Genomic DNA, 26,042 nt, shown 5'->3' on the forward strand with positions numbered 1-26,042 from the left:
CTCATAGAATGTAAGACACTGTAAGACATTTCACATTGGCGTCAACACGTATTGATCGATGCGGCAGATCTCTCCTTCGAAAGTCCGCGAGAACCCGTACAAAGCTCAGTTGCGCCCCGGCAGCACCCGGTCCGGCGGGCGATGACCGTCGAAGAAGGTGCGGATGTTGATGATGACTTTTTCGCCCATGTCGACACGGCTTTCGAGCGTTGCCGAACCCATATGCGGCAGCAGCACCACCTTGCCTTCGGAGGCCAGCTTGACAAGCTTCGGATTGATGGCCGGCTCGTTTTCGTAGACGTCGAGACCCGCGCCGGCGATACGACCCTCGCGCAGGCACGCGATCAGCGCTGTCTCATCCACGATGCCGCCGCGCGCGGTGTTCACGAGGTAGCTTGTGGGCTGCATCAGCTGCAGGCGGCGCGCCGAGAGCAGGTGATAGGTCGCGGGCGTCGAGGGGCAGTTGACCGACACGAAGTCCACGCGGGCGAGCATCTGGTCGAGGCTGTCCCAGTAGGTCGCCTCCAGCGATGCCTCTGTCTCCGCGCTGACGCGGTGGCGGTTGTGATAGTGGATGGAGAGGCCGAAAGCCTTGGCGCGGCGGGCAACCGCGGTGCCGATCCGCCCCATGCCGACGATGCCGATGCGCTTGCCGGAAATCCGGCGCCCGAGCATCCAGTTGGGCGACCAGCCGGCCCAGTCATGGCGGCGATCGGCGAGAATAGCAGCACCCTCCGTCAGCCGCCGGGGAACGGCGAGAATGAGCGCGAGCGTCATGTCGGCGGTGTCTTCGGTGAGCACGGCGGGCGTGTTCGTGACCGTGATGCCGCGCCGGGCGGCGGCGTCCACATCGATATGGTCGACACCGTTCGAAAAGCTCGCGATCAGCTTGAGTTTCGGCCCGGCCTGCTCGATCAGGCGAGCATCGATCCGATCGGTGACGGTGGGAACCAGCACGTCGGCATGGGCGAGGGCCGCGGCCAGCTCTTCCTGGCTGCGCGGGATATCCTCGATGTTGAGTTCGGCATCGAAGAGTTCGCGCATGCGGGTCTCGACGATGTCCGGCAGCTTGCGGGTGATGTAGACCGTCGGCCTCTGTCTCTGCGTCATCGTCAAATTTCTCCCCCCGACCCCGTGGCCCATGCGGTGCACCGCGTTGACGGCTTCTTAACCAAGATGATGGATCGTATCCGCAGAGCGTTATCTAGCAGACACGCACGGGAAGACCAACACAGCCTGCCTTTCGATGCCAACGGGATGACCGTGGTTTTGAAACCATGCAGGCAGGCCTCCGGCGCTCCGCTGGCAATGCGCATTCTTGTTCGACCGGATCGGAAAACGGATTTCGCCATGCGCCAGTTCCATCTCAGTGTGATCGCGCAGCCCATTTTGAAAGCGAGGGCCAGTTTGAATGCGAGGGCCAGTTTGCAAGCGAGGGGGACCGCCAGGCGCGGCCTCATGGCGGCTCTCCTGGCGGCCTTCACACTCGGTTCGCTTACGGCCTCCGGCATTGCCGACCTCGCATGGGCGCAGGCGGCCAAGGGCGCGAGCGGCCTGCCGCTGCCGCGCTTCGTCAGCTTGAAATCGAAGAGCGTCAATCTGCGTGTCGGCCCGAGCGTCGATTATGCCGTCTCGTGGCGCTACCTTAAGCCCGGCGTGCCGGTCGAGATCATCCAGGAATACGACAACTGGCGGCGCGTGCGCGATGCCGACGGTACGGAGGGCTGGGTCAATCAGGCGCTTCTCTCCGGTGCCCGCACGGCGCTTGCCGCCCCGTGGATGCGGGGCAAGGGGCAGGGCGTGCTGGTGAACATGCGCCGCGAGCCGCAATCCAACGCCAACATCGTCGCCCGCATCGAGCCGGGCGTGATGCTGCACATCGGCGAATGCACCGGCGAGTGGTGCAAAGCCGAAGCGCAAGGGGCGGAAGGCTGGATCGTCCAGACGGAGATCTGGGGCGCCTACCCCGGCGAGGCGTTCAAGTAGCCGCCGTGCCGAGGTGAAACATCAAAGAAGGCCTGCTTTTGCGGCGGCATTCTTCAGAGACACCATGGGGCGGGGGCCGATCTGCTCGATCACGATGCCGGCAGCCAGACTGCCGAGCTTGCCGCAGATATCGAGGGGCTTGCCTGCCGTGTAGCCGAACAGGAAGCCTGCGGCATAGAGATCGCCGGCACCCGTCGTATCCACGACGCGCGAGACCTTGGTCGCCTCGATGTTGATCCGCTCTTCGCCCCGAACGATGATCGAGCCTTCCTCGCTCAGTGTCACGGCGGCCATGCGGCAGTCGCGCGACAGCTGCGCGAGCGCGTCCGAGAAGTCCTCCGTCTCATAGAGCGCCAAGGCTTCCGCTCGGTTGGCGAAGACGATATCCACCGTGCCGCTCGTCATCAGCTCCAGGAATTCGGCCCGGTAGCGGTTGACGCAAAAACTGTCGGACAGGGTCATGGAGACCTCCCGGCCGTTTTCGTGCGCGATGCGCGCAGCATCGCGAATGGCTTCCTTGGCGCGCGGCGGATCCCAGAGATAGCCCTCGAAATAGGTGACGGCGGCATTGGCGACGACGTCAGGCTCCACGTCTTCGGGGCCGAGCTCGACGCAGGCGCCGAGATAGGTGTTCATGGAGCGCTCGCCATCCTCGGTCACGAAGATCATGGAGCGCGCCGTCGGCGGGAATGTCTCGAGCGGCTGCGTGCGGAAATGCACACCCTGCGCCTGGATGTCGTGGGTGAAGATCTCGCCCAGCTGGTCGTTGGCGATCTTGCCGAAATAGGCAGCCTTGCCGCCAAGGCTCGCAATGCCGGCCGCCGTATTGCCGGCGCTGCCGCCGGACGCCTCGAGCGCCGGGCCCATCCGCGAATAGAGAAGCTCGGCGCGCTCGGCGTCGATCAGGTTCATCGCGCTCTTGATGATGCCGTTATCGGTGAGAAATCGCTCTTCACAGCGTGCGATGATATCGACGATGGCATTGCCGATCGTCAGGACGTCGAAAGTGGTCATGAACCCCGCCTGGAAAAACTCTGTGGCCGGGCTTTGGTCTTAATCGAATTCTCGCGCTTTGAAAGATCTTATCGCCTGCAATATCGCGAGCGCGTCGCTTTCCGCGTGCAAATGCCGCGTTGCGGACGGCAGGGTAAGCGTGGCATATCGATGGACTGTCCCCTTCCGAAAGCCGCTCTTTCGGTCGTGGAAGCTGCCCCCGGGAGAGGGGCCTTTGCAAAATGAGCCTGGGAAACGGAGAGCGTTCATGACGGCCACCCTATCGGAGCCAGACGTGACCCCGGATCCGAATGCCAGCGGGCTTTCGGCGCGCCTGAACCTCGTTCTCGCGGCGGCCTGCGGGCTCATCGTCGCCAATCTCTATTACGCACAGCCGCTCGTCGGGCCTGTCAGTGCCTCGCTCGGCCTCTCGCCGGATGCGGCAGGGCTGATCGTCATGCTGACGCAGCTCGGATACGGCCTCGGGCTGCTGCTGATCGCGCCGCTCGGCGATCTCTTCGAAAACCGCAAGCTGATCCTCGTCATGCTCGGCCTGTCCATTCTGGCCGTGCTGTCGGCGGGCCTGCTGACGCAGGCGGTGGCCTTCCTTTCGGCGGCCTTCGCCATCGGCCTCTGCTGCGTGGCCGTCCAGATCATCGTTCCCTATGCAGCGCAGATGGTGCCGGCGCAACAGCGCGGCCGCGCGGTCGGCAACGTCATGAGCGGCCTGATGGTCGGCATCATGCTGGCCCGGCCGGTCTCCAGCTTCATCGCGGCCTTTCTGCCGTGGCACATGGTCTTCGTGCTGTCGGCGCTCGCCATGTCCGGCCTTGCGATCCTCCTCGCCCGTGTCCTGCCACGCCGCATGCCGTCATCCCGGCTTGGCTATGGCGCGCTGATCGGCTCGCTGCCGCGGCTGTTTGCGACGCAACCCGTGCTGCGCCGGCGCGCGGCCTATCAGGGCTGCATGTTCGCGGCCTTCAGCGTCTTCTGGACGGTGACGCCGCTGCTGCTGTCGAGCCCGGCTTTCGGCCTCTCTCAGATGGGCATCGCGCTCTTTGCGCTTGCGGGTGCGGCGGGCGCGCTCGCGGCCCCCATTGCCGGGCGCCTTGCCGACAGGGGACTGAGCTTTGCGGCCACCCGCATCGCGCTTGTGGGCGGTGCCTGCGCCTTCCTCGTCACGCATCTGGCCCCGGAGGGCTCGACGGCCGCGCTCGTCGTTCTCACCCTTGCCGCCATCGGCCTCGACTTCGCGGTCTCCACCACCCTCGTTCTCGGACAGCGGGCGATCTATGTGCTGGGCGACGAGCATCGCAGCCGGCTGAACGGCCTGTTCATGGCGACGTTCTTCCTGTGCGGCGCGCTGGGCTCGGCCGCCGGCGCCTGGCTCTACGGGCATTACGGCTGGTGGGGCGCCTCGCTCCTCGGCTTCGCCCTGCCGGCCGCGGCACTGCTCTACAGCCTCACCGAGCGGCGATAAGGGTCAGAACACCTGCGGCGGCAGCGCGACCAGCGGTGCCGGAATGGTGTTCGTCTTCTCCGCCGCCTTGCAGAGATCCGCGATGATACAGTGCTCGCATTCGGGACGGCGCGCCTTGCAGGTATAGCGCCCGTGCAGGATCAGCCAGTGATGGGCGTGGTAAAGATAGTGGTTCGGGATGACCCGGACCAGATGATCCTCGACCTCGTCCGGCGTCTTGCCCGGCGCAAGGCCGATGCGGTTGGCGATGCGGAAGATATGCGTGTCCACCGCGATCGTCGCCTGGCCGAAAGCCATGGAGAGCACCACGTTCGCCGTCTTCCGCCCGACGCCGGGAAGCTTGACCAGTTCGTCCCGGTCGCGCGGCACCTCGCCGCCGAAATCCTCGACCAGCATGCGGCTGAGCGCGATGACGTTCTTCGCTTTGTTGCGATAAAGCCCGATGGTGCGGATATGCTCGCGCACCGCATCCTCGCCGAGCGCCAGCATCTTCTCCGGCGTGTCGGCGACCGCAAACAGCGCCTTCGTCGCCTTGTTCACACCCACATCCGTCGCCTGTGCCGACAGCGCGACGGCGACCACCAGGGTGAACGGGTTGACGTAGTTCAGCTCGCCCTTCGGCTCCGGCCGCTGCACGCAGAAGCGGCGGAAGATTTCCTCGACCTCTTCGGTCGCATAGGCGCTCTTCGGCTTGCGGGCCTTTGCCGTCGGTTTAACACTGCGCGGCTTTGCCATCGTCTCGCTTCTGCGCGGCTTTGCCGCTGGCGCGATGGCCGCAAGCTTCACGGATTTCGGTTTCGGCTCTTTCATGTCTCCTCTATACTGGCGTGCCATGAACGATGGCAACGCCGACATGCGCCCCACGGACAAGCCCGTTTTCGCCGCCGAGCTGACGCCCTATCGTTCGCTCGGCGCAAAGGGCCTGCGCGTCGTCTTCCTCATCGCCGCGCTGATGAGCCTCGTTCATGTCTTCGTGTTCCTCGTCATCGGCGCTTGGCCTGTCGTGTTCTTCTTCGGACTGGATTTCATCGCTCTCTTCGGTGCCTTCTGGCTGAACAACCGCTCGTCCCGCATGCGCGAGGAGGTCAGCATTTCGAGAACGGATGTCGCCGTGCGGAAGTTCACGGCGAGCGGGCGCATGACGGAGCATCGGTTCAATCCGTTCTGGACCCGCTTCGATGTCGCCCGTCACGACGAGATCGGCATCGTCTCCATGCATGTCCGCGACCGGCTGCGCACGACCGATATCGGCTCCTTCCTCAATCGCGACGACCGCGAGACCTTCGCCACCGCTTTTTCCGGTGCGCTCGCGACCGTGAAGCGGCGCGGCTGAGATCGCAAATCGGGTGGCGGCAGCGGCGCGGACATGCTGTTGTCGGGTGGACCGCCGCTGCCGAGGCGAAAGAGGAGATGACCATGACGATCATGCCGCGCCTGACGAGCGAGATCACGCCCGAGGGCACCGATTACGAGACGGTCTGCCGCGTGGTGGAACTCCTCACCGACGATTACCGCGACCAGCCGAGCCTCGACGACATTGCCGGGCGTCTGGGGCAATCTCCGACGCACCTCCAGCGGACGTTTACCCGCTGGGCGGGCCTCTCGCCGAAAGCCTTCCTGCAGGCGGTGACCCTCGATCACGCCAAGCGCCTGCTCGGCACGGAAGGTCTGCCGCTTCTGGAGGCGAGCCTGGAGCTCGGCCTGTCCGGCCCCGGGCGCCTGCACGACCTGTTCGTGACGCATGAGGCGATGTCGCCCGGCGAATGGAAGCTGCGGGGCGGGGGGCTCACCATTCGCTACGGCTTCCACCCGTCACCCTTCGGCACGGCGCTCATCATGGTGACGGAGCGCGGACTGGCGGGCCTTGCCTTCAACGATGCGGGCAGCGAGCGGGAAAGTTTCGAGGATATGGCCGGGCGCTGGCCGAACGCGACCTATGTCGAGGATATCACCGCCACAACGCCCTATGCCGCGCGGATCTTCGAGACAGAGCGCTGGGAGGCTGAACAGCCGCTCCGGATCGTGCTGATCGGTTCGGATTTTCAGGTGCGGGTCTGGCAGGCCCTGCTCGACATTCCCATGGGCCGGGCCGAAACCTATTCGGCGATCGCCGGGCGTATTGGCCAGCCCAAGGCATCCCGTGCGGTCGGCGCCGCCATCGGCCGCAACCCCATCTCCTTCGTGGTGCCCTGCCACCGTGCGCTTGGCAAAGGCGGAGCGCTGACCGGTTACCACTGGGGCCTGACGCGCAAGCGCGCCATGCTCGGCTGGGAGGCGGGAAAGGTATAGGTAGGTCTTGGAGACGCTTCCGGGGCGGCCACCCGTGTTTTCGTCATCCTCGGGCTTGTCCCGAGGATCCGGTGAAGAGGCGTGAGTCGCCGACGGTGCGGCTCGTCTGGCCGACGGCAGATCCTCGGGACAAGCCCGAGGATGACGGTCCTGGGGGTGCGCTTCTTCCGACCCGTCAGTGCGCGCCGGACATATCGCCCAGAACCTCTTTCGACGCGACGGTCGAATCGGCATTGAGCGTGTAGACCATGGGAACGCCGGTCGCGAGGTTGAGCTTCAGGATCTCTTCCTTGGTCAGGCGGTCGAGCACCATGACCAGCGCGCGCAGCGAATTGCCGTGCGCGGCGACGAGAACCGTCTGGCCCTTCAGGACGCGCGGCAGGATTTCCGTGAGGTAATAGGGCCAGACGCGGGCGCCCGTATCGCGCAGGCTTTCGCCGCCCGGAGGGGGCACGTCGTAGGAGCGGCGCCAGATGTGCACCTGTTCCTCGCCCCACTTGGCGCGTGCGTCGTCCTTGTTGAGGCCGGAGAGATCGCCATAGTCGCGCTCGTTGAGCGCCTGGTCGCGGATCGTCTCAAGCTCGGGCTGGCCGACGGCGTCGAGAATGATCTTCAGCGTCTTCTGCGCGCGCGTCAGGTCGGAGGTGAAGGCGATGTCGTATTTCAGGCCGGTGGCGGCGAGCGCCTTGCCGCCGGTTTCGGCTTCCTCGATACCGAGCGGCGTCAGGTCGGGGTCCTTCCAGCCGGTGAAGAGGTTCTTCAGGTTCCATTCGCTCTGGCCGTGACGCACCAGGACAAGAGTGCCGCTCATGATGGTTCATTCCTCGTTATGTGTTGACGTCGGGAAAAGGCAGGGAAAGGGAGGCGAAAGGCTCAGGCAGCGAGCCCCAGCACGTCCAGCATCGAATAGTAACCGGGCTTCTGCGACCGCGCCCAGAGAGCAGCCGTCACGGCGCCACGCGCAAAGATCGAGCGGTCGGTGGCGGAATGGGACAGCGTCACGCTCTCGCCTTCGCCGGCGAGGATGACGGAGTGTTCGCCGATGACCGAGCCGCCGCGCAAGGTCGCAAAGCCGATCGTGCCCTCGGGCCGTGGCCCGGTATGGCCGTCGCGCACGCGCACGGACTGGCTGTGAAGGTCTATGCCGCGGCCACGCGCGGCTGCTTCGCCCAGAAGCAGCGCCGTGCCGGACGGCGCGTCGACCTTGTGCTTGTGATGCATTTCCAGAATTTCGAGATCCCATCCGGCGGCGGGAAGCGCCCGGGCGGCCTGCTCTACGAGAACGCCCAGTAGATTGACGCCGAGGCTCATATTGCCGGACTTGACGATCCGCGCATGACGGGCGGCGGCTTCGAAACGCGCTTCGTCGGCGGCCGAGCATCCCGTCGTGCCGATGACGTGGACGATGCGGGCCTGTGCGGCGAGCCCGGAGAATTCGACGCTGGTCGCCGGTGCCGTGAAATCGAGCACGCCTTCGGCTTCGACGAAGGCGCGCAGCGGATCGTCCGTGACGAGGATGCCGGTGGGCCCGAGGCCCGCGATCTCGCCCGCGTCCCGCCCGATAAAGGCGGAGCCGGGGCGGGCGACGGCGGCCGACAGGGTAACACCCGGCATGGCATGGATCGTGCGGATGAGCGTCTGGCCCATGCGGCCCGCCGCGCCCACGACGACGAGTTTCATGTCCGTATCGCTCATGTCGTCGTTTCCGTGCTGTCAACCAGATCTTCAAGAGTGGCGGCCGGCTGGCTGCCCTGGAGATTGTGAAGGCGAGCGTAAAGCCCGTCCTTGCGATCCGCAAGCTCCGTATGCGAGCCTTCCTCGACCACGAGCCCGTCGCGCATGACGATGATCTTGTCGGCGTTGACGATGGTGGAGAGACGGTGCGCGATCACCACGACGGTACGGCCGTCCATGGCATGGTCCAGTGCCTTCTGCACCGCGGATTCCGATTCGGTGTCGAGCGAGGACGTCGCCTCGTCCAGAAGCAGAATGGGTGCGCGCCGCACGAGCGCGCGGGCGATGGAGAGCCGCTGACGCTGTCCGCCCGACAGTGTCACGCCGTTTTCGCCGACCGGCGTATCGTAGCCCTGCGGCTGGGCGAGAATGAAGTCATGCGCATAGGCGAGCCGTGCGGCCTCGTAGACCTCTTCGTCGGTTGCCTCCGGCCGCCCGTAGCGGATGTTGTCGCCGATCGAGCCCTCGAACAGGTAAGGCTGCTGGGAGACGTAAGCCAGCCCGTTGCGCAGCGACAGTTTCGTGATGTGGGCGATGTCCTGCCCGTCGATCAGGATTTCGCCGACGGAGGGATCGTAGAAGCGCGGAATGAGGCTGATGACCGTCGATTTGCCGGCGCCGGAAGGGCCGACCAGCGCCGTGGTCTTGCCGCCTTCCGCAACGAAGCTGACGCCCTTGAGGATCTCGTCGCCATTTCCATAGGCGAAGTGCACATTGTTGAACGTGATCGTCGCGGACGACACCTCCAGCGCCTTCGCATCCGGCTGGTCGCGCTGGTGCGGCACCGTGTCGAGGACTTCGTAGATCATCCGCGCATTGACGGCGGCGCGCTCCAGCGACACCTGCAGGCGCGCAAGACGACGGGCCGGATCGTAGGCCATCAGGAGGGCGGTGACGAAGGAGAAGAAGGCGCCCGGCGGCACATTGTCGTAGATCGAGCGGAAGGCGGCATAGCCGAGAACGCTGGCGATCGCGAAGCCCGCAAAGGTCTCCGTCATCGGCGCGGTGCGCTCGGACAGGCGGGCGATCCGGTTCGCGCGGTTCTCCGCACGCTGGATGATCGCCTCGACCTTGCCCTTCAGCTGCTCCTCCATGGTGAAGGCCTTGACGATCGTGATGCCCTGGATCGTCTCCTGCATGGCGCCGAGAACATGGCTGTTGATCTCGACCGATTCGCGCGTCGCGTTGCGCAGGCGGCGCGACACGTAGCGAAGGCCGATCAGCAGCGGCGGAGCGATGAGGAAGACGATGATCGTCAGCACCCAGTCCTTGCCGAGCATGACGCCAATCAGCGCGATCAGCGTCAGGAGATCGCGTGCGATCGAGGTGACCGTCATGTTCAGCACGTCGCGGATGCCTGAAACGTTCTGGCTGATCTTGGCGGAGATGCGGGCGGAGCGGGCATCGGTGAAGTAGCCGACGCTGAGCGCCATCAGGTGGGAATAGAGCCGGCGCTGATAGCTGGCGACGATGTTGTTGCCGATCTTCGACAGAGCGACAGCCTGCCCGTAGGTGGCAAAGCCGCGCACGACAAAGGCGATGAAGATGGCGGCGCAGATGATAAGCACCATGTCGGCGCGCTTGTTGGCGAACGCCTCGTTGACGACGGCTTCCATGATCCAGGCGGTAAACGCCGTCGATGCCGCGACCAGCGCGAGGCAGGCGATGGCGAACAGATAGCCCTTGATATGTGCCCGCCCGTTTTCCTGCGCCACCCGCTTGAGCACGCTGGTGATCGTCTCGGCGTCCACTGGCGTGTGCTTCTTCTTCTGATCTTTCAAAAGCTCTTTCCCTGACCGGGCGGTTCTTCGATCCGATGCTTGCGCCGCGCTCTATAGTGCCTCCCGAGCCGTTTGGCGAGTCTCGGCCCTTTTCGCAGGCATCACCCGGTTCATTCGGCCCCGGTCAGGCCTTCCAGTGACGCCCTGTCGTGGCCACGCCGAAGCGCGCCGGGGTCTGCGCGAAGGCCGCAAGACCGGCAAGGGCTGCAAAGGGATGGGTGACCACATAAGTCGGGATCGAGCGCATCAGCGCCGAATGCGGCGCCTTATCCTCGAAAGCGGCCCGGAACTCCGGCTGTTGCAAGGCGGGCAGGATCTTCTGGGAAATGCCGCCGGCGAGATAGACGCCGCCGCGGGCCATGAAGATCAGCGCCATATCGCCCGCCACGCGGCCGAGATAGCGGGCAAAGAGCGACAGCGTTTCGACGCAGGCCTTGTCGGTGCCGGCAAGGGCTGCCGACGTGACCTCGGCCGGGTCCGTATGCTCGGGCGTGAGCCCGTCCGTCTGGCAGATCGCCTGATAGATATTGACGATGCCGCGACCGCAGAGAAGCTGCTCGGCGGAGATCCGGCCCTCGATCGTTTCCAGATGCGGCCAGATCGCCGTATCGCGCGGCGTGCGCGGGCCGATGTCCACATGGCCGCCTTCGCCGGGCACCGGAAAATAGGTGGAATGCGTGTGCAGAAGACCGGCAACGCCAAGGCCCGTGCCGGGCCCGAGAACCGCGCAGGAGGCGCTTTCCAGAGGCTCGCCGACACCGATCTGCGCGCAGTCGCTCTTGGCGATGGCGGCCACGGCCAGCGCCTGCGCCTCGAAATCGTTGAGAACGATGACGTCCGACAGGCCAAGCGTCGCGATCATGTCGGCCGGCGTGATGACCCAGCCCGCATTGGTCAGGGGAATTTCGTCGCCCTTGACCGGGGCGGCGACCGCGATGATGGCCGAACGCGGGCGGAGGGTGGCTTGCGGGAGAATGCTGGTTTCGAGCGCGGCCTGAATGCTCGGATAGCCCCCGGTCGGCACCACGGGAAACACCACGGGCTCCGAGGTCTCGTCGTTCAGCAGCGCGAAACGGGCATTGGTGCCGCCGATGTCGCCGATCAGGATGGGAAAGGCGAGGCCGGGAACCGTTTCTGCAGACGCGGACATGAAACCTCCTGGATTGGATCAGCGGGCGGGCGGGAAGCGCTTCGCATGTTTTGCAAGGCCGCTCCAGTGCAAAAGTCGAAAAGGCGAGATATCGAGGCCGGCGCTCAGAGCGGTCGGAAATCCACCAGCCGCTCGGCCGTCGCGCGGTTGAGCGCCATGGGGATGTCGTAGACGGTCGCCAGTCGTGTCAGGGCCTTCACATCGACATCGTGCGGCAGCGCCGTCAGCGGATCGATGAAGAAGATGAGGAGATCGACATCGCCGGTCGCGATCAGTGCGCCGATCTGCTGGTCGCCGCCGAGCGGTCCGCTTTTCAGCCGGGTCACATCGAGACCGGGGCAGGCCTCCTGAACGCGACCGCCCGTGGTGCCGGTGGCGACGATGCGCCATTCCGCCAGCACGCTCTGGTGAGCTCTGGCAAAGTCCGCCATGTCCTGTTTCTTCAGGTCATGCGCGATCAGCGCCATGCATTTGCGAGCCGTCATTGCGTCCTCCGCGTGAACCTCTGCGCTCATATTTCCCGGAACCTAAATCGATTCAAGAGGAAAGTGAGGCTGGATCACGGCGCGGAGCCGGCGCTCGGCCGCCGCGTGGGAACGGGAACGGACGGATCGGCGATCGCCGCTGGAGGCATGATTGCGTCGGGTGCGGCGGGAACGGACGCAGACACCGGGACAGCGCCGCCGAAGGTGGACGCTGCTTCCGACGAGGATGGCGCCGCCAGAACGCCGCTGCACGCCTGCGGCAGGTCTGACAGCATGACGAAGCGCGGCTTGACCGGCTTTGCGTTGGGGTTCGGCTTCGGCTTCGCCCACGGCTCCTGCGTGAACCACCAGGCGAGCGATTTGTCGCAGCCATCGCCGGGCGCCACGGCCGCCTGCGGCTTGCAGCCGGGCGAATCGGCCGGGCACTTGATGCGGATATGGAAATGCTCGTCGTGACCGTAGATCGGCCGGATCTTGCCCATCGACGTCCGGTCGCCGGTCCAGGTCTCGCACAGCTTCTTCTTGATCGCCGGGTTGACGAACACCCGATCGACCTCCGGCTCGGCTGCCGCCCGCATGACCAGCCGCGCATGGGTGGGCGTCCAGCGCTCCGGGTTCACGGTGAGGAATTTCGTCTTGTCCAGCATGGACACGAAGGGCTTGTTCTCGCGTTCCGCCACGCTCATCGGCCGCGCGGGCTTTGGCTGGAACCAGATGTCCGCATCGAGCCCGATCTGGTGGGAGGCATGGCCGGTCAGCATCGGCCCGCCGCGCGGCTGCGAGATATCGCCGAGCAGAATGCCCGATCCCCAGCCGATCTCGGCCGCATCGCGCGAGAACCGCTCCAGAAACGCGATCATGTGTGGATTGCCCCAGCGGCGATTGCGCGAGAGGCGCATGGCCTGCCAGGTCGGCCCGTCGGCCGGCAGCGCGACCGCACCCGAAAGGCACCCCTTGGCGTAGGAGCCTAAGGAGGCCGGCGCCGTCCTGCTGGGAAGCGTCATGCCGCCGAACAGCTGCTTGGCCGTCTGCGGCTCTGCCGACAAGGCCGGCTCTAGGCCAAGCGGCAGGATCAGGGCGGCGGCGATGAACGCTCTGGCCGCCCATCCGGTCGAGTATCTTGCGAAAGACGATGTCATGCGGTCTGTCCGGTGTTGTCGGGATCGGGCGTAGGCGGGCGGGGTCGTCAGGAAGGATCTGTCTCACACGGTCTTTGTGTCAGACTTGCGGTCAAGCCGATGTGAAGGCAGATTTCGTGCAGTGCGATAAGCGCCGTCTGTCAATCGGCCGTATTTTGCCTATTGTGTGCCCCAGACGCGACCAAGGAGACGAACCGCATGCGGCAGAAGACGAGCAGGACGACACCGGCACTGACCTTTGGCACCCTGGCCTTCATTGCCGCCGCCTTCCTCGCCACCTCCGTCGCACGCCCCGTGCAGGCGCAGGATCTGCAATGGCGCCACGGCATGTCGACGGTGGGCGAGCTGAAATATCCGGAAGGGTTCAAGAAGTTCGACTATGTGAATGCGGAGGCGCCGAAGGGGGGCGAGGTCCGGCTGGCCACCATGGGCACGTTCGATACGTTCAACCCGGTTCTGGCCAAAGGCGAGTTGGCCGCCGGGGTCACGGGACCCGTTTCCAGCGCTTCCGGCATGTCCGTCGGTCTCGTTTTCGAAACTCTGATGAAGCCCTCCATGGACGAGGTTCTCACGGACTATGGTCTGCTCGCCGAGGCCGTCGCCTATCCCGATGATGTTGCATGGGCGAAGTTCCGTCTCCGGCCGGAAGCGACGTGGGCCGACGGCAAGCCGGTGACGCCGGAGGACGTGATCTTCAGCTTCGACAAGGCCAAGGAACTCGACCCCAAGGCGGCATCCTATTACGGCCATATCACCAAGGTGGAGAAGACCGGCGAGCGGGAAGTGACCTTCTCTTTCGACGAGGTCGGAAACAGGGAATTGCCAAAGGCGGCAGGCGGCCTCATCATCGTACCCAAACACTGGTGGGAGGGAAAGGATGCTGAAGGGCGGCCGCGCGACATCTCGCGCACCACGCTCGAAATGCCCATGGGCTCCGGGCCGTACAAGATCGCATCCATGAAAGCCGGTTCGGCGGTCCGTTACGAATTGCGGGACGACTATTGGGGGAAGAACCTGAACGTCAATGTCGGGCACAACAACTTCAGAACCATCAGCTTCACCTATTTCGCTGACCTCGACGTCGCTTTCGAAGCCTTCCGGTCCGGTAACGCGAATTACCGCTGGGAGAATTCAGCGCGACGCTGGGCGACATCCTACGATTTTCCAGCGGTCAAGGATGGCCGGATCAAGCTGGAGCGGTTGGAGAACGATGATCGCGACAGCGGCGTCATGGTGGGCTTCATCCTTAACCTGCGGCGTGATCCGTTCAAGGATGTCAGGGTAAGAGAGGCTCTCAACTACGCATTCGATTTCGAGGAGTTGAAACGGACGATCTTCTACAATGAGTATGATCGCGTCGACAGCTTCTTCTTCCCGACCGAGTTGGCATCTTCAGGGCTTCCGCAGGGGCGTGAACTGGAGATCCTCACGGAGCTGAAGGACAAGGTTCCCGCGACCGTCTTTACCAAACCTTATGCCAATCCCGTCGGCGGAGACCCGGCAAAGCTTCGGGACAATCTGCGCAAGGCCATCGGCCTTGTGAAGGAGGCTGGCTACGAGCTGAAAAACAACCAGATGATCGAGACGAAGACGGGCAAGCCGCTGACATTCGAGATCCTGCTCGACGGCACGACGATCGAACGTGTCGCTTTGCCCTTCAGCCAGAACCTGCGAAAGATCGGCATCGAGGCGCGGGTTCGCACTGTCGATAGCTCGCAATACACCAATCGCTGGCGGTCCAAGGACTTCGACGTCATCTATCTGGGCTGGGCGCAGTCTCTCAACCCGGGCAACGAGCAGACGGAATATTGGGGCACGGCGGCCGCCACGCGCGAAGGATCGCAGAATTATTCCGGTCTTGCCGATCCGGGTGTCGATGCGCTGATCCGCAAGGTGATATTCGCGAAGGATCGTGACGACCTCGTTGCGGCGACCAAGGCGCTCGACCGTGTTCTTCTCGCCAAGCAGATCGTCATTCCGACCTACGCCTCGCGCGACATGCGGATCGCCTATTCCAAGGACCTGACCCATCCCGAAAATCTGCCGGAATATGCTGTCGGCTTTCCCGCGATCTGGTGGTCGGCTTCCGCGAAAGCTCCATGAAAGCCTTGCGCGTCAAACTGGCCTGCTTTTCATAGGCACGCCGCGAATCAGGAACGGGAATGTTAGCGCATTGATGGAATATTGGAAAATCGGCCCGCAAATCCGGTCGGACACCGGGAAGAGAGGCCATAGCGGCGTCATCGACAACGCCATCATGTCGGTCGCCGGCGTGCGGGCCGGGGTGACAGTCTGATGGGCGGTTATATCCTGCGCCGTCTGTTCCTGATGATCCCGACGATCATCGGTATCATGGCCATTTCCTTTGCCATCGTCCAGTTTGCTCCCGGCGGTCCGGTCGAGCAGGTCATCGCCGACCTCACCGGGCCGAACCAGGGCGGCGATCGCCTGTCCGGCGGCGGTAGCGATCTCGCGGGCGCCTCCGGCGGCGACCAGAGCGGCGGGAGCTATCGCGGCGCGCAGGGCCTCGATCCCGATTTCATCGCCAAGCTCGAAAAGCAGTTCGGTTTCGACAAGCCGCCGCTGGAGCGCTTCCTCACGATGATGTGGAACTATGCGCGCTTCGATTTCGGCGAGAGCTTCTTCCGCAACACATCGGTCATCGACCTCATCCTCGACAAGATGCCTGTCTCGATCTCGCTCGGCCTGTGGATCCTGATCCTCTCTTACGCGATCTCGATTCCGCTCGGCATCAAGAAGGCCGTATCGGACGGCTCGCGCTTCGACGTGTGGACCTCCGGCATCGTCATCGTCGGCTATGCCGTGCCGGGCTTCCTGTTCGGCATCCTGCTGATCGTGCTGTTTGCCGGCGGCTCCTTTCTCGACTGGTTTCCGCTGCGCGGCCTCGTCTCGGACAATTTCAGCCAGCTCAACTGGTGGCAGAAGATCCTCGACTATCTCTGGCACATGACGCTGCCGCTGATCACGCTGCTGCTGTCGGCCTTCGCCACCACGACGCTGCTCACCAAGAATTCCTTCATCGACGAGATCCGCAAGCAATATGTCGTTACCGCGCGCGCCAAGGGGCTGGCGGAGCGGCAGGTGCTCTATCGCCACGTCTTTCGCAACGCCATGCTGATCATCATCGCTGGCTTCCCCGCCGCCTTCATCTCCGCCTTCTTCACAGGCTCGCTTTTGACCGAATACATCTTCTCGCTCGATGGCCTCGGTCGTCTGGGCTATGACGCCGTGGTCAAGCGCGACTATCCGATCGTCTTCGGCACGCTCTTCATCTTCTCGCTGATGGGCCTCGTCGTGAGCCTGCTGTCCGACCTCATCTACACCTGGGTCGACCCGCGCATCGATTTCGAGCGGAGGGACGTCTGATGACGGATATCGCCGCAAACACTGCCATCCTGCCCGGCGCGAAACCCGGCCGGCTGTCGCCCGTCGCAAGGCGGCGCTGGGAGAACTTCAAGGCCAACCGGCGCGGCTACTGGTCGCTCTGGATCTTTCTCGCGCTCTTTGGCTTCAGCCTTTGCGCCGAGTTCATCGCCAACGACCGGCCGATCCTCGTCTCCTACAAGGGCGAAATGCTGGTGCCCGTGCTGGTGAATTATCCGGAAGAAAAGTTCGGCGGCTTTCTGGCCGAGACCGATTATGCCTCCGACTTCATCCGAGAAGAGATCGAGGCGAATGGCTGGATGGTCTGGCCGCCGATCCGCTATTCCTACCGCAGCGCCAATTCCAACATCCCGCACTCAGCGCCCACGGCGCCCTTCTGGACGATGAGTGCTGCGGAACGCTGCTCCGGCTATCCGCAGGGGGAGGCCGATCGCGGCTGCACGCTCGGCAATTTCAACTGGCTCGGCACCGACGATCAGGCGCGCGACGTCGCCGCCCGCACGATCTACGGCTTTCGCATCTCTGTGCTTTTCGGTCTCGCGCTCACCATCGCGTCGGCCGTCGTCGGCGTCACCGCCGGCGCGATCCAGGGCTATTTCGGCGGATGGACCGACCTGTTGATGCAGCGCTTCATCGAAATCTGGTCATCCATGCCGGTGCTCTACATCCTTCTGATTATCGCGGCGATCCTGCCGCCCGGCTTCTTCGTGCTGCTCGGCATCATGCTGCTCTTCTCCTGGGTCGGCTTCGTCGGTGTGGTGCGGGCGGAGTTCCTGCGGGCGCGCAACTTCGAATATGTCCGCGCTGCCCGGGCACTCGGCGTCGGCAACGCGACGATCATGTGGCGGCACCTTCTGCCGAACGCGATGGTGGCCACGCTCACCTTTCTGCCTTTCATCCTCTCGGGCTCCATCACCACGCTCACCTCGCTCGACTTCCTCGGCTTCGGCATGCCCCCTGGCTCGCCGTCTCTCGGAGAGCTGATCGCGCAGGGCAAGTCCAACCTCCAGGCCCCCTGGCTCGGCCTCACCGCCTTTCTGGTGATGTCGGTCATGCTGTCGCTGCTGATCTTCATCGGCGAGGCCGCGCGGGACGCGTTCGATCCGAGAAAGACGTTCGGATGATCTCGCCAGACACCTCGGCAAGGAATATGATGGATGCGACTCTTGCTGGAGCACGGACATGAACAAGATCGTTCGCGAATTTTATCCCGTGTCGAGCCTTCCAGACGATCTCAAAGCCGGGCTGGACGAAGATGCGCTTGTCCGTATCGTTATCGAGGAAACGCCGGAGGACAGGTCTGGATCGCCTGAAACGATGTGGGCTGGCTATCCCGATGACGAAGAGGCATCGCGCCCGGTGGCGTCTATCACCGAAGTGCTTGAGGGGATCCGTCTCTACAAGGCAAGCCACCCCTCTACCGAGACGGAAGAAGAGGTCGTGCGTCGCATTCGGGAACTCCGCGACGAGTGGGATGACGAATGACGATTGCGTCACGCGTCTATCTGGATACCAGCGCCTTCATCTTTGCCGTCGAAGAGACATCCGTTCGCTCGGATCTCATCAATGCGATGTTCTCCGCGTCCGCTAAACTCGCTATGCCTATGCTGGTGACAAGCGAACTGACCCTTGCCGAGGTGCTCGTCAAGCCCTACCGGGATGCCGACGATGTTCTCATTCGCCGTTACGAGGATCTTGTCCGCTCCAGTCGGACGCTCGTCTTGCAGCCGGTCGCACGGCGAACGTTGAAATATGCCGCCTATTTACGCACACGCAACCGCATGAAGCTGCCGGATGCCGTTCATCTATCGACGGCCGTCGGATCGCGTTGCACCCACTTCCTCACTGCGGACGATGGCCTGCGGAAATGTCGTACAGCCGATCATGCCGGCCTGGGTATGGTTGGACTGGCTCCAATGACGATGGCCGCCCGCGACATCCCCACACTCACCACCCTTCTGGAATCCCTAGCCTCATGACCGAACCGCTCCTTTCCGTGCGCGATCTCTCCGTGGCCTTCCATCAGGGTGGCAAGACGTCTCTGGCGGTCGATCGGGTGTCGTTCGATATCGCCAAAGGTGAGGTCGTGGCGCTTGTGGGCGAGTCCGGTTCGGGCAAGTCGGTTTCGGCGAATTCGATCCTGAAGCTCTTGCCTTATCCCGCCGCGAGCCACCCGAGCGGGGAAATTCTCTTCAACGGTCGCGACCTGCTGAAGATCGGCGATGCCGAGCTTAGAGATGTGCGCGGCAATGACATCACGATGATCTTTCAGGAGCCGATGACGTCGCTCAATCCGCTCCATTCGATCGAGCGGCAGATCGCCGAAATCCTCGATCTGCACCAGGGTATCAAGCCGGCGCAGGCGCGACCGCGCGTGCTGGAACTTCTGCGGCAGGTCGGCATCCGCGAGCCGGAGAAACGCCTGAAAGCCTATCCGCACGAACTCTCCGGCGGGCAGCGCCAGCGCGTGATGATCGCCATGGCGCTCGCCAACAGGCCGGAACTGCTGATCGCCGACGAGCCGACCACGGCGCTCGACGTGACCGTGCAGGCACAGATCCTCGAGCTTCTGAAGCAGCTGAAGGACGAGCATGGCATGTCCATGCTGTTCATCACCCATGACCTCGGCATCGTCCGCAAGATCGCCGACCGCGTCTGCGTCATGACGAAGGGGAAGATCGTGGAAACGGGCCCGACGGCCGAGATCTTCGACAATCCGCAGCACGAATATACCCGCCATCTGCTCGCCTCCGAGCCGCGCGGCGAGCCGCCGGCATCCGACGAGACCAAGCCCATCGTCATCGAAGCCAAGGACATGAAGGTCTGGTTTCCGATCAAGGCCGGTTTCCTGCGCAAGACGGTCGATCACGTAAAGGCTGTCGACGGCATCGATCTCACGCTGCGCGCCGGGCAGACGCTGGGCGTCGTCGGCGAGTCCGGCTCCGGCAAGACCACGCTCGGCCTCGCCCTCACCCGGCTCATCGGCTCGCAGGGGCGCATCGCCTTCGAGGGACGCAATATCGAGAGCTACGCCTTCAGCCAGATGCGGCCGCTGCGCCGGCGCATGCAGATCGTCTTTCAGGACCCCTTCGGCTCGCTCAGCCCGCGCATGGCCGTCTCCGACATCATCGGGGAAGGGCTGCAGGTGCACGAACCGTCCCTGTCGGCACGAGAGCGCGATCAGCGCGTGGCGGCGGCGCTGGAAGAGGTGGGTCTGGACGCCGCCACGCGCTGGCGCTACCCGCACGAGTTCTCGGGTGGCCAGCGCCAGCGCATCGCCATCGCCCGCGCCATGGTGCTCAAACCCCAATTCGTCATGCTGGACGAGCCGACCTCGGCGCTCGACATGAGCGTACAGGCGCAGGTGGTCGATCTGCTGCGTGATCTGCAGGCCCGCCATGGCCTCGCCTATCTCTTCATCAGCCATGATCTGAAGGTCGTGCGGGCGCTGGCCAACGACATGATCGTCATGCGGCTCGGCAAGGTCGTGGAGAAGGGGCCGGCCGAGGCCATCTTCACGGCGCCGCGCGAAGACTACACCAAGGCCCTGATGGCCGCGGCCTTCGATCTGCAAGCCGTGCCCGTTCCGGCCGTGCGCCAGTAGCCGCAACCGCCAAGACATAGTCCGAGAATCAGCATGCCCCCTGTTAAAGCGCCCATCGTCATCGACCTGAAGTTCAACGCCGGGGAGGTGCAGGCAGCCCTTGGCGATGCCTTTCCGGGCCGCGAGGTCATCAACCGTGCCGATCCCGTCCATGCCGGGCGCGATCTGTCGCAGGCCCGCTACGCCGTCGTCTGGAAGTCGCAGCCCGACCTTTTCGAGCGCGCGCCGAACCTTGAGGCCGTGTTTTCAGGCGGTGCCGGCGTCGATCACGTGCTGACGCTGCCGGGACTGCCGGATGTGCCGCTGATACGCTTCGTCGATCCGACGCTGACCACGCGCATGAGCGAGTGGGTGGTGCTGCAATGCCTGCTGCATCTGCGCCAGCATATCGCCTACGAAGCCCAGGCCCGACAGGGCGTCTGGGCGGAGCTTTCCCAGCCGGAGGCACGGGAACTGACCGTCGGCGTCATGGGCCTTGGCATTCTCGGACAGGATGCGGCGCGCAAACTCAAGATGATGGGCTTCACCGTCATCGGCTGGTCGCGCCGGCGCAAGACGATCGAGGGGATCGACACCTATGACGAGAGCGGCCTCGACGCCTTTCTCGAACGCACCGACTTCCTGGTCGGCCTGCTGCCGCTGACAGCCGAGACGCGCGGGCTTTTCAGCACGGCGCTTTTTGCGAAGCTGAGCCGCAGGGGCCCGTTCGGTGCGCCCGTTCTCATCAATGCCGGGCGCGGGGGCAGCCAGGTGGAGGCCGATATCGTCGCGGCTGTCCGCTCCGGCGTGCTGCATGGCGCCTCGCTCGATGTCTTTTCCACCGAGCCGCTGGAGGCCGATAGCCCGCTATGGACGCTGCCGAACGTCATCGTGACGCCGCATGCGGCAGCGGCGTCGGATGTCCGCGCGCTCTTCCGCCATGTGGAAACGCAGATCAGACGGCATGAAGACGGTCTGCCCTTCGAGCATCCGGTCGATCGCACAGCCGGCTATTGATCTCGGGCTATGATGCTTTGCATCATCCGGCTTCCGGCTGATGGCCTGCTTGTGGCGTTGTCCTTGTATTGAGCGACACTACCCCCTGTCGTCATGCTCGGCCTTGTGCCGAGCATCTGCTGGCCTGCCCGCGATCTGGCGAACCATCGTATTTGCGGAGACGACAGTAGATCCTCGGCACAAGGCCGAGGATGACGGAGGAGAGAGCGAACGGTTGCTTTACAAAAACCGCATCGACCAACCGGCGACCGTATTACCGGCTTTCCACGGGACGACGGAAGGCGGTGGGCTGCTCATAGAGCCAGCCGATCCGCTCGATGGCCTCGTTTAGCCCTTCGCGCGCCACCGTCATCGTGTTCCCATTGGCGTGGATGAGAGTGTCGCTATCTTCCATGATGGCGACATGCCCTTTCCAGAAGACGAGGTCGCCACGACGCAGTTCCTCGCGGGTGATTTCGGAGCCGAGGGATGCGGCCTGCATGTCGGTGTCGCGGGGTGCGGCGACGCCGGTCATCATCAGCGAGAGTTGCACGAGGCCCGAGCAATCGATGCCGAAGCCGGAGCGGCCGCCCCAGAGATACGGCGTCTCGATGAAGCGCGCCGCGATGGACACATAGTCGCCCTGCAACGCCTCGCCGACCGGCGCGCAATGACCGGCGACGACGGCCTGTCCGTTTTCCAGCAGGAAATAGCGCGTGCCCCGCGTGCTGCGCTCGTCGATGGCGGTGATGCGGCTGCCCATCGAGAGCGCCTGTACCGTCGGAAAGCGAAGGTCCGGCCCGGAATAGACGAAGGTGCGTGGCGTGGTGATGATGTGCGTGAGGCTCTTCTGGATACTGACGACGGCGAAATCCGGGACATAGCCGACATAGCTGTCCGCATCCGCCTTGACCCAGGCCCAGCCGTGCGAGGTGTCAAGCACGCGCACGGTCTCGCCGATCAGCAGCTCGGTATCCGTGCCGCAGCCGAGGTCCGGTTCTGCCCGAAGCGGCATCACCGGCACGCAGCAGACGGCGGAAGAGCCTGCGGTATAGGAAAGAGCGTCCACATGGCCGCGCAGGCTCTCTTCCGCGAGATCCGGGCGAAAGGCATGAAGCCTGCGGTCGAAGGAATGGGTCATCACGCTCACATATAAGGAGTTCGGGAAGGAGGGTCAGGAAAAATGATCAGAGCGACAGTCTACGTCCGCGATCAATGATCAGATCGCCAAGCTTTTCAAGATAGAGCGCGCCGGTGACGGTGCGTTTGATGACGACGTTGCGCCGGTCGCGTTCGTCGCGCACCCGCTCCACCAGCCCCCGCTCGCCCATCGTGTCCAGCGCCCGCGTGATGACAGGCTTGGTCACGCCCAGCGTCGCGGCAAGGCCGCGCACGGTATGCGGCGGCGGCACGAGGTAGATGTGCAGCAGAATGGCCATCTGGCGCAGCGTCAGGTCGCCGGTCTCGATGCGCACCTGATCGAGCGAGACCGTGTGCCAGAGCGTCAGCGCCTGCGTTGCGGACAGTTCGACCGGCATGATCCCTCCGGGTCTCGGATAACAGGATCCAAGTTGTCCCGGAAAATCGTTACGGAAGCGTTTTCACCGGCGGCAAGGAGCGAATCCGAACGTCCACGACGCGCACTTTAGAAAAGACTGCCCTGCTGTGTCGTCTCCGTGCCGCCGCGCTTGCGCGCCTTCGGCGTCGTCCCCTCGGTGGTGATGGCGCCGACCGAGGCATCGGCAAATTGCAGGGATACGCTCTGGCCGGCGGAAAGGGCGGCTGCGGCCTTGACCGGCGCGCCGTCCGCATCCCGCACGATCGCGTAACCGCGGGCGAGCACGTTCTGGTAGGAGAGCGATTGCAGCACCCGATCCTGCGCCGTAACGGCGCTGCGGGCGCGGCGCAGGTCGGCGATAACGGCGGCGTCCGCGCGGCTCGACAGGCCGGTCAGCCGGTCGGCGGAGCGATGGATCTGCGAGAGCAGCCGCACCGGCAGGCCGCGCAGTGCCGCATCCGCCGAGGTCACGCGGGTACCGGCGCGCGCGATCAGCCGCTCGACATTGCGTTCCGCCCGCACCATGCGCTCGAGAAGCCGCTGGCGCCGGTCGTTGATCCGGGCGGTGAGGACATCCGGGCGCAGATGCGCGCCGACGCGCTCGAAGCTGCGCCGCTTGTCGGCCGTGTTGCTGACGAGCCCGCGAACGAGCCCGGAGGCCGCCTCGTCGAAGCGGCGGCGCGGCAGAGCGAGCACCTGATCGAGCGAGGGCAGCGCGCGCGCGAGTGCCCGCAGCGACTGCCGGCGATTGTCCATATGCCGCCCCGCCGCGCCGCGCAGGCGGGCACTCAGCGCAGACAGCGTGGCTTCGAGATCGGCCCGCACCGGCACCGCCATTTCCGCGGCACCCGTCGGTGTGGGCGCGCGCCGGTCGGCCGCGTGGTCGATCAGCGTCCAGTCCGTTTCGTGTCCGACAGCCGAGATCAGCGGGATATCGGAGGCGGCGGCAGCGCGCACCACGGCCTCGTCGTTGAAGCCCCAGAGGTCTTCGAGGCTGCCGCCGCCGCGCGCGACGATCAGCACATCCGGCCGGGCAATCGGTCCGCCCGGCTCCAGCGCATTGAAGCCGCGAATGGCGGCCGCCACCTCGTCGCCCGAACCTTCGCCCTGAACCTTGACCGGCCAGACGACGACATGCACGGGAAAACGATCGGCGATGCGGTGGAGGATATCGCGGATGACGGCGCCGGTCGGCGAGGTCACCACGCCGATGACGCGCGGCATGAACGGCAGGAGCTGCTTGCGGCTCTCCTCGAACAGCCCTTCGGCGGCGAGCTTGCGCCGGCGCTCCTCCAGAAGCGCCATCAGGGCGCCGGCACCCGCCGGCTCCAGCGTCTCGATCATGATCTGGTATTTGGACGAGCCGGGGAAGGTGGTGATCTTGCCGACCGCGATCACCTCCATGCCCTCTTCGGGCCTGAAGCGCAGCTTGCCCATCGTGCCCTTCCAGACGACGGCGTCGATGCGGGCGCGTTCGTCCTTCAGCCCGAAATAGGCATGGCCCGAGGAATGCGGACCGCGATAGCCGCAGATTTCGCCGCGCACGCGCACCTGATCGAAGGCCTGCTCCATGGTCCGCTTGATCGAGCCGGACAGCTCGGAAACGGAATATTCCCACAGGTTTGACGGCGAATCGGCATCGAAGGAAAAGCTCATGCCGCCATTCTGACGCGCGCTGCCATGGATGACCAGATGCGGTGTTCCAGTCGGCAATGTCGTCTTCGTTTTTCCCCGTCTTCTCGTTCCAGGTCATCCTGTTCGAGGACGACCAGCACAAACCCAGAAAAGGACGACAGAATCATGACCGACCGCTTCGCTCACACGGCAGGCTCACTCTCAAGCCCGGCCACGCATGCCTTCGCCATCACGCCTGCAGACGGAGACGACCTGCCGGAGACCACACGGGCGATCTATGTCGGTGCGGGCGGCGCGATCGCGCTTCGCATGCAGTCGGGCGCCTTTGTCACGATGGCAGGCGTGCCGCAGGGCACGCTGCTGCCCTTGCGCGCCGACCGCATCCTTGCCACCGGCACGACGGCATCCGGTCTCGTCGGGCTCGTATGAGGCTTTTGTTTTGCCGCACTGTCCGGCGCCGAAGCAATCCCGCTTCGGCTGGAATTGCTCCGGGACTCAGACGGGTTCCGGCAGTGACGGCTTGATGACGAAGGGCACAACGCTGTCTTCCGTCATGCTCGGGCTTGTCCCGAGCATCTGCACGCAGTGATTTCCTTGACGGCCGCAGATCCTCGGCACAAGGCCGAGGATGACGGTTCACGGTCAGACGGCTTCCCAGCCGTCCTTCTCGCTGGCGCGGTAAATCGCGTCGATGAAGGCCTGGTTGGCGCGCGAGTTTTCGAGCGTCACCACGGCATCCTCGCCGCCGGTGGCCGCGCGCGAAAATGCTTCGGCCTGAAGCTTGTACTGGCGCGTATCCTGAAAGCGGAAGAGCTGCGACTGGCTGTGGTTCTGGTTGGTCAGAGCCACTTCCTGGCGGCCGTAGCGCTCGGCATTGAAGGGCGAGGTCACTTCAATCACGCCCTCGTCACCGTGGAACACCATGGCCTGGCGTGCCGCAAGCTGGGTAGAGATGTAGAAGGACAACTCGAATGTGCCGAAGTCGGCCCGGACGCTCGAATAGATATCGGTGCCGAAGGTCAGATCGCGCTCCGTCGTCGCCTGCACCCGCTGCGGCTCGATGCCGGTCGAGAAACGGGTGGCCATGGTCGGGTAGACGCCGATGTCGGGAAGACCGCCGCCGCCGAGCGCGGGAATATTGCGCATGTTGGCCGGGTCGCGATTGAAATAGGTAAATGCGCCCTGCACATGCCGGAGACGGCCGATAGCGCCCTCGGACAGCAAAGCCCGCACCTTGTGCCAGACGGGGCTGTAGGTGATCATATAGGCTTCCGAGATCAGCACACCGGTGCGGTCGCGCGCCTCGATCAGCCGGTCGATCTCCTGCGCTTTCAGGGCGATCGGCTTTTCGCAAAGCACATGCTTGCCGGCTTCGGCAGCCCGGATCGACCACTCCACATGCTGGGCGGTGGGCAGGGGAATATAGACCGCATCGATCACGTCGGAAGCGAGCATATCCTCGTAGCTCGCAAAGGCGTGCGGCACGGAAAACCGGTCGGCCATGGCGCGGGCGCGGGCGCCGTCGCGGCTGGCAATGGCGGTGACGACGCAGTTTTCTGCGTCCTGAATGGCGGGGACAACCGCGTCGCGACCGATCTTGGCGGTCGACAGAATTCCGAACCTCAACATGACATGCTTCTCCCTGATTTTGCGCGGGACTATGTCATGAGAGGCGGGCACTGTCTGTCTCGCCACGTCCGCATCGTCGGGCTTCCCCATGTTTTTGGTTTCGCTTTTGGATGGTCCGCCGTACCTTTTGCCGCCGTCCACCTGTCAGGCGGCGGTCAGTGTCCCTATGTCGAGGGTCAGGGCTGCGGCCCGAACCCTC

25 protein-coding genes are annotated in these 26,042 nt (G+C 64.4%); 12 read left to right on the forward strand and 13 right to left on the reverse strand.

The annotated features are described in order from the left end of the window. Positions 1-105 precede the first annotated feature (105 nt). Positions 106-1,110 (reverse strand): 2-hydroxyacid dehydrogenase, encoded by a 1,005-nt coding sequence (locus BSG19_RS05860; RefSeq protein ID WP_092985886.1) that lies wholly within the window; start codon positions 1,108-1,110, stop codon positions 106-108. 348 nt (positions 1,111-1,458) lie between these two features. On the opposite strand from BSG19_RS05860, the gene BSG19_RS05870 reads away from it, so the two are divergent. Beyond that, the gene (locus BSG19_RS05870) at positions 1,459-1,986 is read left to right on the forward strand and encodes an SH3 domain-containing protein (RefSeq protein ID WP_092985890.1); all 528 of its coding nucleotides are present in this window, start codon (positions 1,459-1,461) and stop codon (positions 1,984-1,986) included. A 21-nt stretch (positions 1,987-2,007) separates the two neighbouring features. On the opposite strand, the gene BSG19_RS05875 is transcribed toward BSG19_RS05870, so the two are convergent. Continuing rightward, a complete protein-coding gene (locus BSG19_RS05875; RefSeq protein WP_092985892.1) occupies positions 2,008-3,000 on the reverse strand; it encodes an adenosine kinase in 993 nt (330 codons plus the stop codon). A gap of 247 nt (positions 3,001-3,247) precedes the next feature. On the opposite strand from BSG19_RS05875, the gene BSG19_RS05880 reads away from it, so the two are divergent. Then, positions 3,248-4,459 (forward strand): MFS transporter, encoded by a 1,212-nt coding sequence (locus BSG19_RS05880; RefSeq protein WP_092985894.1) that lies wholly within the window; start codon positions 3,248-3,250, stop codon positions 4,457-4,459. 3 nt (positions 4,460-4,462) lie between these two features. Here BSG19_RS05880 and nth read toward each other — a convergent pair whose 3' ends face one another. Then, the gene (nth, locus tag BSG19_RS05885) at positions 4,463-5,194 is read right to left on the reverse strand and encodes an endonuclease III (RefSeq protein ID WP_092987221.1); all 732 of its coding nucleotides are present in this window, start codon (positions 5,192-5,194) and stop codon (positions 4,463-4,465) included. Between the two features lie 97 nt (positions 5,195-5,291). On the opposite strand from nth, the gene BSG19_RS05890 reads away from it, so the two are divergent. Both BSG19_RS05890 and BSG19_RS05895 read left to right on the forward strand, forming a co-directional pair. Then, on the forward strand, positions 5,292-5,792 hold the full coding sequence (locus BSG19_RS05890) for a DUF2244 domain-containing protein (protein WP_092987222.1): 501 nt from the start codon (positions 5,292-5,294) through the stop codon (positions 5,790-5,792). Between the two features lie 83 nt (positions 5,793-5,875). Beyond that, entirely contained in the window at positions 5,876-6,748 is an 873-nt protein-coding gene (locus BSG19_RS05895) for a methylated-DNA--[protein]-cysteine S-methyltransferase (protein ID WP_092985896.1), read from the forward strand. A gap of 175 nt (positions 6,749-6,923) precedes the next feature. On the opposite strand, the gene BSG19_RS05900 is transcribed toward BSG19_RS05895, so the two are convergent. The 6 genes from BSG19_RS05900 to mepA all read right to left on the reverse strand — a co-directional run bounded on the left by BSG19_RS05900 (position 6,924) and on the right by mepA (position 13,037). Beyond that, positions 6,924-7,559, reverse strand: a complete 636-nt coding sequence (locus BSG19_RS05900; RefSeq protein WP_092931408.1) for a 2,3-bisphosphoglycerate-dependent phosphoglycerate mutase — start codon at positions 7,557-7,559, stop codon at positions 6,924-6,926. Positions 7,560-7,621: 62 nt separating this feature from the next. Then, positions 7,622-8,443 carry a 4-hydroxy-tetrahydrodipicolinate reductase gene (gene dapB, locus BSG19_RS05905; RefSeq protein ID WP_092985898.1) on the reverse strand — a complete coding sequence of 274 codons (822 nt, stop codon included), beginning with the start codon at positions 8,441-8,443 and terminating at the stop codon, positions 7,622-7,624. Continuing rightward, positions 8,440-10,263 (reverse strand): ABC transporter ATP-binding protein, encoded by a 1,824-nt coding sequence (locus BSG19_RS05910; RefSeq protein WP_092985900.1) that lies wholly within the window; start codon positions 10,261-10,263, stop codon positions 8,440-8,442. Before BSG19_RS05910 ends, dapB begins: the two co-directional genes overlap by 4 nt. A gap of 124 nt (positions 10,264-10,387) precedes the next feature. Next, complete coding sequence (locus BSG19_RS05915) at positions 10,388-11,413, reverse strand: glucokinase (protein WP_092985902.1); 1,026 nt, start codon at positions 11,411-11,413, stop codon at positions 10,388-10,390. 104 nt (positions 11,414-11,517) lie between these two features. Further along, on the reverse strand, positions 11,518-11,898 hold the full coding sequence (locus BSG19_RS05920; RefSeq protein WP_092987223.1) for a methylglyoxal synthase: 381 nt from the start codon (positions 11,896-11,898) through the stop codon (positions 11,518-11,520). A 74-nt stretch (positions 11,899-11,972) separates the two neighbouring features. Beyond that, entirely contained in the window at positions 11,973-13,037 is a 1,065-nt protein-coding gene (gene mepA / locus BSG19_RS05925) for a penicillin-insensitive murein endopeptidase (RefSeq protein WP_092985904.1), read from the reverse strand. 198 nt (positions 13,038-13,235) lie between these two features. Here mepA and BSG19_RS05930 point away from each other — a divergent pair, with 198 nt between their 5' ends. The 7 genes from BSG19_RS05930 (at position 13,236) to BSG19_RS05960 (ending at position 21,042) form a co-directional block, all read left to right on the forward strand. Further along, on the forward strand, positions 13,236-15,140 hold the full coding sequence (locus BSG19_RS05930; protein WP_092985906.1) for an extracellular solute-binding protein: 1,905 nt from the start codon (positions 13,236-13,238) through the stop codon (positions 15,138-15,140). 192 nt (positions 15,141-15,332) lie between these two features. Continuing rightward, the gene (locus tag BSG19_RS05935) at positions 15,333-16,424 is read left to right on the forward strand and encodes a microcin C ABC transporter permease YejB (RefSeq protein WP_092985908.1); all 1,092 of its coding nucleotides are present in this window, start codon (positions 15,333-15,335) and stop codon (positions 16,422-16,424) included. Next, positions 16,424-17,566 (forward strand): ABC transporter permease, encoded by a 1,143-nt coding sequence (locus tag BSG19_RS05940; protein WP_092985910.1) that lies wholly within the window; start codon positions 16,424-16,426, stop codon positions 17,564-17,566. Before BSG19_RS05935 ends, BSG19_RS05940 begins: the two co-directional genes overlap by 1 nt. Before the next feature lie 58 nt (positions 17,567-17,624). Then, complete coding sequence (locus tag BSG19_RS05945; RefSeq protein ID WP_092985912.1) at positions 17,625-17,927, forward strand: hypothetical protein; 303 nt, start codon at positions 17,625-17,627, stop codon at positions 17,925-17,927. Then, a complete protein-coding gene (locus BSG19_RS05950; RefSeq protein WP_092985914.1) occupies positions 17,924-18,421 on the forward strand; it encodes a type II toxin-antitoxin system VapC family toxin in 498 nt (165 codons plus the stop codon). The genes BSG19_RS05945 and BSG19_RS05950 overlap by 4 nt, the downstream gene beginning before the upstream one ends. Beyond that, positions 18,418-20,046: an ABC transporter ATP-binding protein gene (locus tag BSG19_RS05955; RefSeq protein ID WP_092985916.1), complete on the forward strand. Its 1,629-nt coding sequence runs from the start codon at positions 18,418-18,420 to the stop codon at positions 20,044-20,046. The genes BSG19_RS05950 and BSG19_RS05955 overlap by 4 nt, the downstream gene beginning before the upstream one ends. A gap of 33 nt (positions 20,047-20,079) precedes the next feature. Then, entirely contained in the window at positions 20,080-21,042 is a 963-nt protein-coding gene (locus BSG19_RS05960) for a 2-hydroxyacid dehydrogenase (RefSeq protein ID WP_092985918.1), read from the forward strand. A gap of 253 nt (positions 21,043-21,295) precedes the next feature. Here the strand turns inward: BSG19_RS05960 and BSG19_RS05965 are convergent, their stop codons facing one another. The 3 genes from BSG19_RS05965 to xseA form a co-directional block, all read right to left on the reverse strand. Further along, positions 21,296-22,162 (reverse strand): C40 family peptidase, encoded by an 867-nt coding sequence (locus BSG19_RS05965; protein WP_092985920.1) that lies wholly within the window; start codon positions 22,160-22,162, stop codon positions 21,296-21,298. Positions 22,163-22,208: 46 nt separating this feature from the next. Continuing rightward, complete coding sequence (locus BSG19_RS05970) at positions 22,209-22,559, reverse strand: MarR family transcriptional regulator (RefSeq protein WP_092985922.1); 351 nt, start codon at positions 22,557-22,559, stop codon at positions 22,209-22,211. Positions 22,560-22,666: 107 nt separating this feature from the next. Next, complete coding sequence (xseA, locus tag BSG19_RS05975; RefSeq protein WP_092987224.1) at positions 22,667-24,235, reverse strand: exodeoxyribonuclease VII large subunit; 1,569 nt, start codon at positions 24,233-24,235, stop codon at positions 22,667-22,669. Positions 24,236-24,379: 144 nt separating this feature from the next. Between xseA and BSG19_RS05980 the strand changes: the two genes are divergently transcribed. Further along, positions 24,380-24,643, forward strand: a complete 264-nt coding sequence (locus BSG19_RS05980) for a spike base protein, RCAP_Rcc01079 family (protein ID WP_092985924.1) — start codon at positions 24,380-24,382, stop codon at positions 24,641-24,643. 213 nt (positions 24,644-24,856) lie between these two features. Here the strand turns inward: BSG19_RS05980 and BSG19_RS05985 are convergent, their stop codons facing one another. Next, positions 24,857-25,843 (reverse strand): Gfo/Idh/MocA family protein, encoded by a 987-nt coding sequence (locus BSG19_RS05985; RefSeq protein ID WP_092985926.1) that lies wholly within the window; start codon positions 25,841-25,843, stop codon positions 24,857-24,859. Between the last annotated feature and the right edge of the window lie 199 nt (positions 25,844-26,042).

The sequence above is a fragment of the Rhizobium sp. NFR03 genome (genome assembly GCF_900111275.1).
Classification (GTDB): Bacteria; Pseudomonadota; Alphaproteobacteria; order Rhizobiales; family Rhizobiaceae; genus Ferranicluibacter.